Raw genomic sequence first — 13698 nt, 5'->3', positions numbered from 1 at the left:
ATTGTTAGTCTTTTCGTGAAAAAGCTTCTTTGACGTGATGGTAAAAGAGCAGTAGAAAGCGGCACATAAGGCCGTATTCCACGGTCTCGCCATATTTCTTAGAGCGCGTTTCGATCCGATTTAAATCGGATCGGCGCTCGAAGCTGTTGTTAAGCCGCATTTATGCGACGCCAAATGTTTTCATTTGGCTGCAAAATGCTCCGGGTCGTGCCGACGCGGGATCGAAAGTTCCGGTACCTTGCGTGAAGGGCGACTTCAAATACTGGGTTTTTAGAATAGCCCGCCATCCGGTGCGCCAGACCGATCGTCTTCGGTGGGTATTGCCGGGGAGAAACGTCAGGGAAGCCCCACGAGAGGCCAACGAGAACCATGACACAACCGACCGTAACGCGTCAGCGTCCTTTGTCGCCGCACCTGTCCGTCTATAAGCCGGTCATCACGATGACGATGTCCATCGTGCATCGTATCACGGGCGGCGCGCTCTATTTCGGCACATTGCTGCTTGCAGCCTGGCTCATTTCCGCAGCCGTTGGCGAAGAGTGCTTCAATGCCGTCAACGCCATTTTCGGCTCCTGGATCGGCCAGCTTGTTCTGTTCGGCTACACCTGGGCGCTGCTGCACCATCTGGCTGGCGGCGTTCGCCACTTCATCTGGGATACCGGCGCAGGTCTTGAAAAGCACACAGCTTCCAAGATTGCCTGGGCAACGGTTGTCTTCTCGGTCATCGCAACGATCCTCGTCTGGGTCGTCGCTTACTCGGTGCGCTAGGAGGCTGATCCCATGAGCGGTTCGAATAACGATATGCGTACGCCTCTTGGCAAGGTTCGCGGTCTTGGCTCCGCCAAGGACGGCACCAGCCATTTCTGGTATCAGCGCATGACGGCGGTGGCTCTGGTGCCGCTGGTTCTCTTTTTTATCGGCCTGGTGATTTCGCTCAATGGCGCAAGCTTTGCGGAAGTCCGGGCTGCTCTCTCGCATCCCCTTACCGCCATTGTCATGGCGCTGTTCGTTCTGACTGGCGTCTATCACATGCGTTTGGGCATGCAGGTCATTATCGAAGATTATGTGCATGGCGAAGGCATGAAGATCGTGCTGGTGATGCTGAACACCTTCTTTGCGGCGGTGGTCGGTTTTGCCTGCGTTTTCGCGATCCTCAAGCTCAGCTTCGGAGGTTGATAGCCCGATGGCTAGTGCAGAAAAGAATGCAGCTCCTGCTGCGGGCGAAAAGTCCTACAAGTTTGTCGATCACAAGTTCGACGTTGTCGTGGTTGGCGCCGGTGGCGCTGGTCTGCGCGCCACGCTCGGCATGGCCGAGCAGGGTCTGAAGACAGCCTGTATCACGAAGGTTTTCCCAACCCGTTCGCACACGGTTGCGGCGCAGGGCGGCATTGCCGCCTCGCTGAAGAATATGGGCCCGGACAGCTGGCAGTGGCACATGTACGATACCGTCAAGGGATCGGACTGGCTCGGCGATACCGATGCAATGGAATATCTGGCGCGTGAAGCGCCTGCCGCCGTCTACGAACTGGAGCACTATGGTGTGCCGTTCTCGCGTACGGAAGAAGGCAAGATTTACCAGCGTCCGTTCGGCGGCCACATGCAGAACTTTGGCGACGGTCCTCCGGTTCAGCGCACCTGCGCTGCTGCTGACCGTACCGGCCATGCCATCCTGCACACGCTTTACGGCCAGAGCCTGAAGAACAACGCACAGTTCTTCATCGAATATTTCGCGCTCGACCTGATCATGACCGACGGTGTCTGCACCGGCGTCGTGGCGTGGAACCTCGATGACGGCACGATCCACCGCTTCTCCGCCAAGATGGTGGTTCTGGCGACGGGTGGTTATGGTCGCTCCTACTTTTCGGCTACCTCGGCCCATACCTGCACCGGCGACGGCGGCGGCATGGCTGCACGCGCTGGCCTGCCGCTTCAGGACATGGAGTTCGTTCAGTTCCATCCGACCGGCATTTATGGCGCAGGCTGCCTCATCACCGAAGGCGCACGCGGCGAAGGTGGCTATCTGGTCAATTCTGAAGGCGAGCGCTTCATGGAGCGTTATGCCCCATCGGCCAAGGATCTTGCCTCGCGTGACGTGGTTTCGCGCTGCATGACCATGGAAATCCGCGCCGGTCGTGGCGTCGGCAAGGCCAAGGATCACATCTTCCTGCATCTCGACCATCTCGATCCCGCCGTTCTGCATGAACGCCTGCCGGGTATCTCCGAGTCGGCCAAGATTTTCGCAGGCGTGGACGTGACCAAGGAACCGATCCCGGTTCTGCCAACCGTTCACTACAATATGGGCGGCATTCCAACCAATTACTGGGGCGAAGTGCTGAACCCGACGCCGGAAGATCCGGATCGCGTCCAGCCGGGCCTGATGGCTGTCGGCGAAGCGGGCTGCGCTTCGGTGCACGGTGCAAACCGTCTCGGCTCTAACTCGCTGATCGATCTTGTGGTGTTCGGTCGTGCGGCTGCGATCCGTGCTGGCGAAGTCATCGACCGCGCCGCGAAGATCCCGGACATCAACGAAGCTGCGGTTGAAAAGATCATGGATCGTTTCCATCGCCTGCGTTACGCCAACGGCTCGACGCCGACGGCAGAGCTGCGCGAAAAGATGCAGCGCACCATGCAGGAAGACGCCGCCGTGTTCCGCACGTCGGAATCGCTCAAGCAGGGTTGCGAGCGCATGGAAAAGATCTGGAACGAACTGCCGGATATCAAGGTTTCCGACCGCTCGATGATCTGGAACTCCGATCTTGTCGAGACGCTCGAACTTGAAAACCTCATGGCCAACGCGTTGACGACCGTTGTTTCGGCGGAAGCGCGTCATGAAAGCCGCGGCGCTCACGCGCATGAGGATTTCCCGGACCGTAACGATGCCGAGTGGCGTAAGCACACCCTGTCCTGGCTCTCGCCGGACGGCAAGGTGACGCTCGGGTATCGCGCCGTTCACCTCGATCCGCTCACGACGGAAGAAGAAGGTGGCATCAGCCTCGCCAAGATTGCGCCGAAGAAGCGCGTTTACTGATTAAGGGAAAGAGCAATGGTTGAACTCGCACTTCCCAAGAATTCCCGCATGCAGGAGGGCAAGACCTGGCCCCGTCCTGATGGCGCAAAGCGCGTCACGGAATTCCGTATTTATCGCTGGTCGCCGGATGACGACGCCAATCCGAGCATCGACACCTATTATGTCGATCGCGACGATTGCGGTCCGATGGTTCTGGACGGTCTGCTCTATATCAAGAACAAGATCGATCCGACGCTGACGCTGCGCCGTTCGTGCCGCGAAGGCATTTGCGGCTCCTGCGCAATGAACATCGACGGCGCCAATACGCTGGCCTGCACCAAGGGCATGGACGACATCAAGGGGACCATCAAGGTTTACCCGCTTCCGCACATGCCAGTGGTCAAGGATCTCGTTCCGGACCTCAACAACTTCTACGCCCAGCACCGTTCAATTGAGCCCTGGCTCAAGACGGTTTCGCCGGAGCCGCAGAAGGAATGGCTGCAGAGCCATGACGACCGCCAGAAGCTGGACGGTCTCTACGAGTGCATTCTGTGCGCTTGCTGCTCGACCTCGTGCCCGAGCTACTGGTGGAACGGCGACCGTTACCTCGGCCCGGCTGTGCTGCTTCAGGCCTATCGCTGGCTGATCGACAGCCGCGACGAAGCCAAGGGCGAACGCCTCGACAATCTCGAGGATCCGTTCCGTCTCTATCGCTGCCACACGATCATGAACTGCGCGCAGACCTGCCCGAAGGGACTGAACCCGGCCAAGGCGATTGCCGAAATCAAGAAGATGATGGTCGAGCGCCGCGTGTAGTAGCGCGACCGATCTGGAAACTAAAAGGGGAAGGCCGTTGCCTTCCCCTTTTTCTTTGTCAGGTTTCTCATCGTGACCATACACTCATTGATTGTATGGACTTGACCTTTGCGTTGCCGCCGATATGTCTTGAGATAACAAGGCAGCACGGAGAATGAGCAATCATGCTCGACCATATTGGCTTCAACATTTCCAGCATGCCCAAGTCGCGCAAATTCTATGACGAGGCGCTGGCCCCTCTGGGCATTACCCGCGCCATGGAATTCGGTGATTGGGTCGGTTATGGGCGCAATGGCAAGCCGGAATTCTGGATCGGCAAGCAGAAGGGCGCCAAACTGGAAGGCGTTCTGCATGTCGCCTTTTCGGCTGGCACGCGTTCGGAAGTGGATCGTTTCTATGAAGCGGCCATTGCAGCCGGCGGCAGCGACAATGGCAAGCCGGGCCTTCGCGCCGATTACCATCCCGATTATTATGCGGCCTTCGTGAACGATCCAGACGGGCACAATATCGAGGCCGTCTGTCATCTGCCGGAATAAAAGGCGGGTTCCTTAGAGCGCCGATCTGATTGGATCAGATCGGCGCTCTAAGGGTATGTTCTAACGCGCATCTTTTCCGATCGAAGCAGGATCAGAAATCAGTCCAGTGGACTGATTTCCCTGCGGAGGCGTTTCACACTTTTCGGGATGCGCTCAAAAACCCGCCTTTGGCGATCTTAGACCAGCTTCGCGTCGAGCGTCACTTCGATTGCGCCGAGCGCCTTCGAAAGCGGGCAGGATTCCTTTGCCTTTTTCGCAAGGCTGTCGAAATCATCAGAGGAAATGCCCGGAATCTTGGCATTGAGCGTCAGTGCGCTGCGGGTAATCTCAAAACCGCCACCCGAGGCAGGGCCGATGCTGACCACTGCCGTTGCTTCCAGCTTTTCCGGTGGAGTGCCGTTCTGCGTCAGCAAGGCGGAAAGCTGCATCGCAAAGCAGCCCGCATGGGCTGCCCCAAGAAGTTCTTCTGGGTTGGTTCCTGCGCGGCCGCTTTCATCTTCAAAACGGGCCTTGAAATCATAGGCAAGGTCCTTCAGCGCGCCGCTCTGGGTATTGAGCGTGCCTTTGCCTTCCTTGAGCGTGCCTTGCCAGACTGCGGTTGCTTTTCTATCCATGGGGAAGCTCCTCTCGGTGATTGTCCGTCACGGATATAGGGCGCTTGGCCGAGGCTTCCAGCGATTAACAGGCAGCAATCTGAGAGCAGGCGATCAGATCGACTGGCCTTTCAACAAGCGCGGTGTTTCGCCGGACAACCCGGCGGCCTGCTTGATGAAGAAGGACTTCAGGCTGGGGACGCGATCCACGAGGCCAAGGCCAATATCGCGGATGGAGCGGATGGCCGGGTTGTCGTTGGAAAACAGCTTGGTAAGCACATCGGTCGTCACACCCATCTGCACCGTGTCGAACCGACGCCAGGACTGGTAGCGTTCGAGTGCTGCGAACGATCCGATATCGAGGCCGAGACGATCCGTTTCGACGATGACTTCGGCGATGGCCGCAGCATCGCGGAAACCGAGATTGAGACCCTGTCCTGCAATCGGGTGGATGCGATGGGCCGCATCGCCAACGAGGGCAAATCGCGGCTTCACGAATTCGCGCGCCAGCGTCAGGCCAAGCGGGAAGGCGCGGCGCGGACCTTCGACATGCAGCGCGCCGAGACGGTGGCCAAAACGCTGCTCCAGTTCGGCTTCGAAGACGAAATCATCCTCGCGGATCAGGCGGTCGGCGTCAGTGGTGCGTTCTGTCCACACCAGCGAGCTGCGATTGCCCTTGAGCGGCAGGATGGCAAAGGGTCCGGCAGGCAGAAAATGCTCGTCGGCGCGACCGCCATGCGGCTTTTCATGAGACACGTTGCAGACGATGCCGGACTGGCCATAGTCCCAGTTAACGGTCTTGATTCCCGCCTGATCGCGCAGGCGCGAGCGAGCGCCATCGGCAGCAATCAGAAGCCGGGTTTCGATTGTGTGGCCATCAGAAAGCGAAACGGCCACAGTTTCCGGCTTGGTTTCAAAGCCGTTCACGCTGGTTGCTTCGAGAAAGGTGATGCCCAGCGCATCGGCCTTGTTGTGCAGGGCGGTATTGAGAACACGGTTCTCGACCATGTGGGCAAAGGGCTCGCCGGGGTCTACGTCACCCGAAAAGGTAAGGAAAACCGGGCGCACCGGGTCGGAAACGCGCGAATCGGTGATGACCATTTCGGTGATCGGTTGCACATCAGGCACGATTTCCTGCCAGCAGCCGAGCTTGTCGAGCATGCGCGATGCGGCAGCCGCAATGGACGAGGCGCGCGGGTCGGTCTTCCAGGCGCCAGCAGGCGCACCGTCGACAACCGTGACGGAAAGATGCGGTGCTGCAGACTTGACCGCGACCGCCGTGACGAGGCCGACATAACCGCCGCCGGCGATCAGCAGGTCGGTATTGCTGGTGCTTGTCTGTTTGGATTTCGCAGCCATCAGTTCGTCCTTTCCGGAAAGCCTATACCATGCTTGTGCGCTTCTGGCACAAATACGGCAAGAGTGAAGCCGATATTTTGCCGCGGCACTGTGAGGCATGTTCGCAAGGAGGCGGAACCCTAAAAACAGCCACGCCACTTGACAGATTTCTGCCGTCGGGAACAAACATGAGCCATAGGTTTATTAGGTTCATATAGTGTCGCAGGAGCCAGGCTGTCCATGTCCGATCGCGAAAAGTCCGAATATCAGCAGTCCGATGCCAAGTCTGTATCAGGGTCTGTGTCAGGCGAGAGTGCAGGCCAGACGGCTTCCATGCGGGAGTTGCTTTCGATACTTGATCTGGAAACGCTGGAGATGGATCTGTTTCGCGGCAACAGCCCGCAAGTGGGCTGGCAGCGTGTATTCGGTGGTCAGGTGATCGGTCAGGCGCTGATTGCGGCCCAAAGGACGGTGGAACCAGAGCGGCATGTGCATTCGCTGCATGGCTATTTCGTGCGCCCCGGCGACCCGGCAATTCCGATCATTTATGAGGTGGATCGCATTCGCGACGGTTCAAGCTTCAATACGCGGCGTGTGCTGGCCAAACAACACGGCAAGGCCATCTTCACGCTATCAGCGTCGTTTCAGGTGGATGAGGGCGGTCTCGATCATCAGATCGCCATGCCTGAAGGGTTGCCGTTGCCTGAACAATTGCTTGGTGATCGCGACATCAAGGAGCAGTATCTGCACCTTGCTCCGGCCAATGTCCGCAAATATTGGGAGCGGGAGCGGCCTATCGAGATCAAGCCAGTCCAGCTCACGCATTATTTCTCGCGGGAGAAGCTGGAGCCCGTGCAGCATGTCTGGGTGCGCGCAAACGGTATTGTTCCCGATGATCGCGCGCTTCAGGCGGCAATTCTCGCCTATCTTTCCGATATGACGCTTCTCGACACCTCGCTGCATCCGCATGGGCGCTCGATCTTTGATCGCGATCTTCAGGCGGCAAGCCTCGATCATGCCATGTGGTTCCATCGTCCGTTCAAGCTCGATGACTGGCTGCTTTATACGCAGGACACACCGAGCGCTTCCGGCGCACGCGGGTTTAATCGTGGCGGGCTTTATACGCGGGACGGTATTTTGGTGGCCTCTGTTGCACAGGAAGGGCTAATTCGTGTGCATGAAAAGAAAGAATGATTAAATATTAATCGCACCTGTAGATGCTGTATAAATATTGAGCATTACACCTCTCGCCTGCAAAGTTCAGCGCTCTGGCAGGGCGCTGAAAAACTGAATCGCCAGAATCACTTAGCCTGATTTTGCCTAAACCTCCGGCAGAAAAAACCCGGCTTTTCGGGTTCTGCCTTACCCCGTAACAATGGGCTTCACAAAAAAATCACATTTTGTGCCGCGCCTTTCTGCAACTGGCACGATTTTTGTTTCTCTTAGTTCGAACCGGTCTTTCCAGCGCATACGCGTTTGAAACCGCCATTCGACGGAGATATTCGATGCTCATAACAGGAAGAATCAAGCCAGCAGCTCTTTTGGCCACTTTGCCTGCGCTTGTCGCCATGGCTGGAATGGCGTTGGCTCAGGACGCCGCAGCCCCTGCGGCACCCACGCCCACTCTCGATACGGGCGATACGGCCTGGATGCTGACGTCAACCGCGCTTGTGTTGATGATGACCATCCCCGGCCTTGCGCTGTTCTATGGCGGCATGGTGCGCAAGAAGAACGTGCTGTCCACGGTGATGCAGAGCTTCGCCATCACCTGCCTCATGTCCGTGCTGTGGATGGTGGCTGGCTATTCGCTCGCTTTCACCGATGGCGGCTCGATGAATTCGTACATCGGCGGTCTGTCGAAGGCCTTCTTCTCCGGCGTAACGATGGAATCGCTGACCGGTACCATCCCGGAATATGTCTTCATCACCTTCCAGATGACCTTCGCGATCATCACGCCTGCGCTGATTGCCGGTTCGTTTGCTGAACGCATGAAGTTTTCGTCCATGCTGGTCTTCCTGACCCTGTGGCTCTTCATCGTCTATATCCCGGTCGCACATTGGGTCTGGGGCGGCGGCTTCATGGCTTCCGATGGCGTCCTCGACTTTGCGGGTGGCACGGTTGTTCACATCAACGCCGGTGTTGCCGGTCTGGTGGCGGCGCTCATCATCGGCAAGCGCGACGGTTACGGCCACACCAACATGGCCCCGCACAACCTCGTTCTCTCGGTTATCGGCGCTGCCCTTCTGTGGGTGGGCTGGTTCGGCTTCAACGCCGGTTCTGCCGCTGGCGCGAATGCACTGGCTGGTGTTGCCATGCTCAACACGCAGGTTGCGACTGCCGGTGCGGCTCTCGCCTGGATGTTCGTGGAATGGGCGGTTGCCGGTAAGCCAAGCGTGCTCGGCATTATTTCGGGCGCCGTTGCTGGTCTCGTTGCGATCACGCCTGCTGCCGGTTTCGTCAACCCGACCGGCGCTCTCATCATCGGTATCGTTGCTGGCGCGATCTGCTACATTGCAGCCGTCAAGATCAAGCACGCTCTCGGCTATGACGACTCGCTTGATGCGTTCGGCGTCCATGGTGTCGGCGGTTTCGTTGGTGCGGTTCTGACCGGTTTCTTCGCAGACGCCACCATCAATGCAGCTGGCGAAGGTGCCACGATGGGCAAGCAGTTCTTCGGTGCTGCCGTAACCGTCGTCTACACGGCCATCGCCACGGCCATCATCCTCTACGTGGTAAAGGCTGTCATGGGACTGCGCCCAAGCAAGCAGGCCGAAATCGAAGGTCTCGATATCTCTTTGCACGGCGAATCTGTTCAGTAAGAACAATTCTCCCAAAACGGAGAAAGGCGCGGGAAACCGCGCCTTTTTTCATTTGTGTGAAGATAATCCATGGTTAATGCGGAATTAACCATCGCCGGATTAGGATCGGACCGATTCATTCTGCCCGTAACTGTTCTGTTATGGGCGACAGCGAAAATTTCGGTTCGGGACTGGCTATATGCGGCAAGGATATTCGCCCTCATACCCGCTGCGTGACGAGCGGATAACGGAAGACAGGCTTCGCCTGACCAATATCTTCCGCAGGCAGTTCTATATACTGTTTGGTCTGGCGCTTTTGTCGCTGACGGCAATGGCCGTTGGCGCGCTGGCTACATGGAATGTGGCTGATCCAAGCTTCAGCCATGCTACCGACAATCCGGTGACCAATGCGCTTGGTTATCCCGGCGCTGTCTTCTCCGATCTCGCCATGCAATTTTTCGGTCTGGCGAGCGTTCCCGCATTGTTGCCGCTGGTCGTGTGGTCGCTTCTCATGATGACCCGCGGCGGTATTGGCCGTGTCGCCAAGCGCAGCTTTGCCTGGATCGGCGCAGCCGTTCTTTTTGCTGGCATTGCGAGCTGCTTTGCCGTGCCGGAAAGCTGGCCGATGCCGATCGGACTTGGCGGCGTGTTCGGCGACATGCTGCTGCGCTTTCCCGGCCTGTTCCTTGGTCAGTTCCCGCAGGGAGCAATCGCTTCGGCTATTGCGCTGGTTCTCGCTTTTCCTGCGCTGTGGCTCTGCCTTTTTGCAAGCGGCATCATTGGCCGTGGCATCATCAATCCGGTTCAGCCCACGCAACGCGGACGGGCGGAAGAAGATTTCATCGATGAGGATGACGAGGAAACCGCTGGCGGCGGCTTCCAGTTCATCGGTGCGCTGACCCATCTCGTGCTGACGACGACAGCCAACTTCAAGCGTCTTACCGGGCTTGGCCGTCGCCAGTCCCGTGACGATGATTTCGGCGATATGCGCGCCGTGCGTCGTAGCGCGGAAACGCGCAATGGTGCGGAAGCGGGCAGGCGTCGTGAACCGGGCTTTGGCGGACCATCGGCGGACGAAGCGCCGTTCGATATGGACGATCCGATGGATGATGGCGCGGACGAAGCACCGCTGGCCGGTCAGGAATGGCACGATGCGCCGCCTGCACGCAGCCGCAAGGCGCGTGTCGAACAGGCCGCACCGTCGCCCAAGCCGGGCGCTCGCGCCCAGCGTGAAGCACAGCCGTCCTTCCTCAAGGATAATGGCGTGTTTGAAATGCCATCGCTGCATTTCCTCGCTGAACCAAAACTGGTTCAGCGTGATCCCGCTCTGTCGAAGGATGCGCTGGAGCAGAATGCGCGTCTGCTGGAAGGCGTGCTGGAAGATTTCGGCGTGCGCGGTGAAATCATCAATGTGAAGCCTGGCCCGGTGGTCACGCTTTACGAACTGGAACCGGCACCGGGCATCAAGTCTTCCCGCGTCATCGGCCTTGCCGACGATATTGCCCGCTCGATGAGCGCGATTGCCGCGCGCGTTGCAGTGATTCCGGGCCGCAACGCCATCGGCATCGAATTGCCGAACCCGAAACGCGAAATGGTGTATCTGCGCGAAATGCTGGCCAGCCGCGACTTCGAACAGTCCAAGGCGAAACTGGCGCTGGCGCTTGGCAAGACCATCAATGGCGAGCCGGTGATTGCCGATATCGCGAAGATGCCGCATGTGCTCGTTGCCGGTACGACCGGCTCGGGCAAATCGGTGGCGATCAACACGATGATCCTGTCGCTGCTCTATCGCATGACGCCGCAGGAATGCCGCCTGATCATGATCGATCCGAAGATGCTGGAACTCTCCGTCTATGACGGCATTCCACATCTGCTCACGCCGGTTGTGACCGACCCGAAAAAGGCTGTGGTCGCGCTCAAATGGACCGTGCGCGAAATGGAAGACCGCTATCGCAAGATGTCGAAGGTCGGCGTTCGCAACATTGACGGTTTCAATCAGCGTGTCGGTCTGGCACAGAAAAAGGGCGAGCCGATTGCGCGCACCGTGCAGACCGGCTTCGACCGCAATACCGGCGAGGCGATCTACGAAACCGAAGAACTCGATCTGTCGCCAATGCCCTATATCGTCGTGATCATCGACGAAATGGCCGACCTGATGATGGTTGCTGGCAAGGATATCGAAGGCGCGGTGCAGCGTCTGGCGCAGATGGCGCGTGCCGCTGGTATCCATGTGATCATGGCCACGCAGCGCCCGTCGGTGGATGTCATCACCGGTACGATCAAGGCGAACTTCCCGACCCGTATTTCCTTCCAGGTGACGTCGAAGATCGACAGCCGCACCATTCTGGGGGAACAGGGCGCAGAACAGCTGCTCGGTCAGGGCGATATGCTCTTCATGGCTGGCGGCGGTCGCATCCAGCGCGTGCACGGACCTTTCGTCGGCGACGACGAGGTGGAACGCATTGTGCAGCATCTGAAGCTTCAGGGTGTGCCGGAATATCTGGATGCTATCACTGAGGACGAAGAAGACGATGAGGGCGGCAGCGGCCCGTCTGGAACCTCCAATCTGGAAGATTCCGATGACCCGTATGATCAGGCCGTCGCGGTGGTACTTCGCGACAAGAAGGCATCCACGTCCTATATCCAGCGCCGTCTCGGCATTGGCTATAACCGGGCTGCGTCGATCATCGAACGCATGGAAGATGAAGGGATTGTCGGTCCCGCCAACCATGCGGGCAAGCGTGAGATTCTGGTGCCCACTGGTGACGATGACTTTTAAGCCAGGGATATTTCGGCTCTGGCAACCTGCAAATGGCGTTGTTCTGCGCTTCCGGTGCTCATGTACGTTAAGTACACTCCGCTCCGGTTCTCGAACTCCACCATTTTCGGCACGCCATAGCCAAAATCTCGTCGACCCTATGAAAACGGCACGCCACACTCGCGCCAAACTGGCGCGATAACCTGACGATATGATGAAAAGAGAAAGTATACCGATGATATTCTCCCGTTTTTCAGCCTTTGCGAAAGCTGGTCGTCTTGCAGCCGTGCTGGGAATGGGAGCGCTTGGTCTTGGCGTCACGTCTCTGGTTCTGACGCCTGTTGCCGCGATGGCGCAGGGTGCTGGTGCTGCTGGTGCGGCGCAGCAGATCGCCGATCATTTTTCATCGGTTCGTACCATGACGGGCGAGTTCGTACAGTTTGGTCCGAAAGGCGACCAGACCGGCGGTACTTTCTATATCGAGCGTCCGGGCAAAATCCGCTTCAACTACAACAACTCGCCGATCCGCGTGATTTCCGACGGCGAGTCCGTGGTCATCAACAATCGCAAGCTGGATACGTGGGATCTCTATCCGCTTTCCAAGACGCCGCTCAAGCTGTTGCTGGCAGATCGCATCGACCTTGGCGGTGGCCGTCTTCAGAATGTGAAGCAGGAACCGGACATGACCACCCTGGTGCTCGGCGACAAGTCGATCTTTGGCGATTCGAAAATCACCATGATGTTCGATCCCAAGTCCTATGAGCTGAAGCAGTGGACCATCACCGATGCGCAGAAGCTCGACACCACGGTCATGATCTTCAATCTGCGTACCGGTGTTCGTTTCACCGATGACATGTTCAAGATCGACTATCAGCGTATCGCCATGAAGCGCAAAGGCCAGTAAGCGGCTTTCACAAAAAGGTCAGCAATTGTCACCTTGCTTCGGCAAGCTGTTTGCATTTGCAGGATAAATGGTTAGGTTCGCGGCATCTTTTTCGTTGCTGCGAGTCCCACCCCCATGGCTTTTTCCGTTGCTACTTGGAACATCAACTCCGTGCGCCTGCGCATGCCGCTGGTCGAGCAGTTTCTGCGCGACTATCAGCCCGATGTTCTGTGTCTTCAGGAAACCAAGTGCCCGGACGATCAGTTTCCGTCCAAGGGGTTTCGTGCGCTCGGCTATGAGCATATCGAGATCAGCGGCCAGAAGGGCTATCACGGCGTTGCAACCATCTCGCGCCGTCCATTGTCCGGTGTCGAAAAGATCGGTTTCTGCGATATGGGTGATTGTCGCCATTTGAGTGCGGTTGTTGAAGCCGGGAACAAGAAGCTTCGTATCCATAATTTCTATGTGCCGGCAGGCGGCGATGAGCCGGACCCGGCAATCAATCCGAAATTTGCCCATAAGCTGGGCTTTCTGGAAGAAATGCGGGCCATCGTGGCGGATCGTCAGGATGGTCTGTCGTCGATCTTGGTGGGCGATCTCAACATCGCGCCGCTTGAAAACGATGTCTGGTCCCATAAGCAGCTTTTGAAGATCGTCAGCCATACGCCGATCGAGACCGAGACGCTGGAAGATCTGCGCGTCAAGGGCGGCTGGAGCGACTTGATGCGCCAGATCATTCCGTCTGACCAGAAAATCTATACTTGGTGGAGCTATCGCGCGAAGGATTGGGATGAATCGGATCGTGGCCGCAGGCTTGACCATGTCTGGGGCTCTGCCGATCTGGAGGCCCATATGAAGGGTCTGCAGATTCTGCGCGATGCGCGCGGCTGGGAACGTCCATCAGACCATGTTCCAGTTATTGCGACATTCGATCTAGATTGATCCGGTAACAGCCCTTATATAGGGAGC

At 57.8% G+C, this 13698-nt stretch carries 12 protein-coding genes; 10 read left to right on the top strand and 2 right to left on the bottom strand.

Translation table 11 applies throughout. From position 1 onward, the window contains the following. Positions 1-369: 369 nt before the first annotated feature. The 5 genes from sdhC to QBD01_RS00490 all read left to right on the top strand — a co-directional run bounded on the left by sdhC (position 370) and on the right by QBD01_RS00490 (position 4359). Positions 370-768: a succinate dehydrogenase, cytochrome b556 subunit gene (gene sdhC / locus QBD01_RS00510; RefSeq protein WP_182518885.1), complete on the top strand. Its 399-nt coding sequence runs from the start codon at positions 370-372 to the stop codon at positions 766-768. A gap of 12 nt (positions 769-780) precedes the next feature. Then, entirely contained in the window at positions 781-1176 is a 396-nt protein-coding gene (sdhD, locus tag QBD01_RS00505) for a succinate dehydrogenase, hydrophobic membrane anchor protein (RefSeq protein ID WP_280991197.1), read from the top strand. A gap of 7 nt (positions 1177-1183) precedes the next feature. Then, positions 1184-3028, top strand: a complete 1845-nt coding sequence (sdhA, locus tag QBD01_RS00500) for a succinate dehydrogenase flavoprotein subunit (RefSeq protein WP_280991196.1) — start codon at positions 1184-1186, stop codon at positions 3026-3028. 15 nt (positions 3029-3043) lie between these two features. Then, on the top strand, positions 3044-3823 hold the full coding sequence (locus tag QBD01_RS00495; RefSeq protein WP_078337551.1) for a succinate dehydrogenase iron-sulfur subunit: 780 nt from the start codon (positions 3044-3046) through the stop codon (positions 3821-3823). A 164-nt stretch (positions 3824-3987) separates the two neighbouring features. Continuing rightward, entirely contained in the window at positions 3988-4359 is a 372-nt protein-coding gene (locus tag QBD01_RS00490) for a VOC family protein (RefSeq protein WP_280991195.1), read from the top strand. 176 nt (positions 4360-4535) lie between these two features. Here QBD01_RS00490 and QBD01_RS00485 read toward each other — a convergent pair whose 3' ends face one another. Together QBD01_RS00485 and QBD01_RS00480 are read right to left on the bottom strand one after the other, a co-directional pair. After that, positions 4536-4973 (bottom strand): OsmC family protein, encoded by a 438-nt coding sequence (locus QBD01_RS00485; RefSeq protein ID WP_280991194.1) that lies wholly within the window; start codon positions 4971-4973, stop codon positions 4536-4538. A gap of 93 nt (positions 4974-5066) precedes the next feature. After that, a complete protein-coding gene (locus tag QBD01_RS00480; protein ID WP_280991193.1) occupies positions 5067-6311 on the bottom strand; it encodes a ubiquinone biosynthesis hydroxylase in 1245 nt (414 codons plus the stop codon). Positions 6312-6530: 219 nt separating this feature from the next. Between QBD01_RS00480 and tesB the strand changes: the two genes are divergently transcribed. From tesB to xth, 5 genes are all read left to right on the top strand, one after another. After that, the gene (gene tesB, locus QBD01_RS00475) at positions 6531-7484 is read left to right on the top strand and encodes an acyl-CoA thioesterase II (RefSeq protein WP_392391301.1); all 954 of its coding nucleotides are present in this window, start codon (positions 6531-6533) and stop codon (positions 7482-7484) included. A 311-nt stretch (positions 7485-7795) separates the two neighbouring features. Further along, a complete protein-coding gene (locus QBD01_RS00470; protein WP_280991192.1) occupies positions 7796-9109 on the top strand; it encodes an ammonium transporter in 1314 nt (437 codons plus the stop codon). Between the two features lie 178 nt (positions 9110-9287). Continuing rightward, positions 9288-11867, top strand: coding sequence for a DNA translocase FtsK (locus QBD01_RS00465; protein WP_280991191.1), 2580 nt, complete (start codon positions 9288-9290; stop codon positions 11865-11867). 214 nt (positions 11868-12081) lie between these two features. Further along, positions 12082-12750, top strand: a complete 669-nt coding sequence (locus QBD01_RS00460; protein WP_280991190.1) for an outer membrane lipoprotein carrier protein LolA — start codon at positions 12082-12084, stop codon at positions 12748-12750. 114 nt (positions 12751-12864) lie between these two features. After that, entirely contained in the window at positions 12865-13671 is an 807-nt protein-coding gene (xth, locus tag QBD01_RS00455) for an exodeoxyribonuclease III (protein ID WP_280991189.1), read from the top strand. The last annotated feature ends 27 nt before the right edge of the window (positions 13672-13698 follow it).

Origin of the sequence: Ochrobactrum sp. 19YEA23 (assembly GCF_029909865.1) — a bacterium.
Taxonomy (GTDB): domain Bacteria; phylum Pseudomonadota; class Alphaproteobacteria; order Rhizobiales; family Rhizobiaceae; genus Brucella; species Brucella gambitense.
Note: the sequence above shows the minus strand (reverse complement) of the source record. Positions and strands in the feature narration are given on the sequence as shown.

Bases quoted from the DNA above. Each gene is read 5' to 3' on its own strand.
- sdhC (WP_182518885.1), top strand. From the start codon at position 370: ATGACACAACCGACCGTAACGCGTCAGCGTCCTTTGTCGCCGCACCTG.
- sdhD (WP_280991197.1), top strand. From the start codon at position 781: ATGAGCGGTTCGAATAACGATATGCGTACGCCTCTTGGCAAGGTTCGC.
- sdhA (WP_280991196.1), top strand. From the start codon at position 1,184: ATGGCTAGTGCAGAAAAGAATGCAGCTCCTGCTGCGGGCGAAAAGTCC.
- QBD01_RS00495 (WP_078337551.1), top strand. From the start codon at position 3,044: ATGGTTGAACTCGCACTTCCCAAGAATTCCCGCATGCAGGAGGGCAAG.
- QBD01_RS00490 (WP_280991195.1), top strand. From the start codon at position 3,988: ATGCTCGACCATATTGGCTTCAACATTTCCAGCATGCCCAAGTCGCGC.
- QBD01_RS00485 (WP_280991194.1), bottom strand. From the start codon at position 4,973: ATGGATAGAAAAGCAACCGCAGTCTGGCAAGGCACGCTCAAGGAAGGC.
- QBD01_RS00480 (WP_280991193.1), bottom strand. From the start codon at position 6,311: ATGGCTGCGAAATCCAAACAGACAAGCACCAGCAATACCGACCTGCTG.
- tesB (WP_392391301.1), top strand. From the start codon at position 6,531: ATGTCCGATCGCGAAAAGTCCGAATATCAGCAGTCCGATGCCAAGTCT.
- QBD01_RS00470 (WP_280991192.1), top strand. From the start codon at position 7,796: ATGCTCATAACAGGAAGAATCAAGCCAGCAGCTCTTTTGGCCACTTTG.
- QBD01_RS00465 (WP_280991191.1), top strand. From the start codon at position 9,288: ATGCGGCAAGGATATTCGCCCTCATACCCGCTGCGTGACGAGCGGATA.
- QBD01_RS00460 (WP_280991190.1), top strand. From the start codon at position 12,082: ATGATATTCTCCCGTTTTTCAGCCTTTGCGAAAGCTGGTCGTCTTGCA.
- xth (WP_280991189.1), top strand. From the start codon at position 12,865: ATGGCTTTTTCCGTTGCTACTTGGAACATCAACTCCGTGCGCCTGCGC.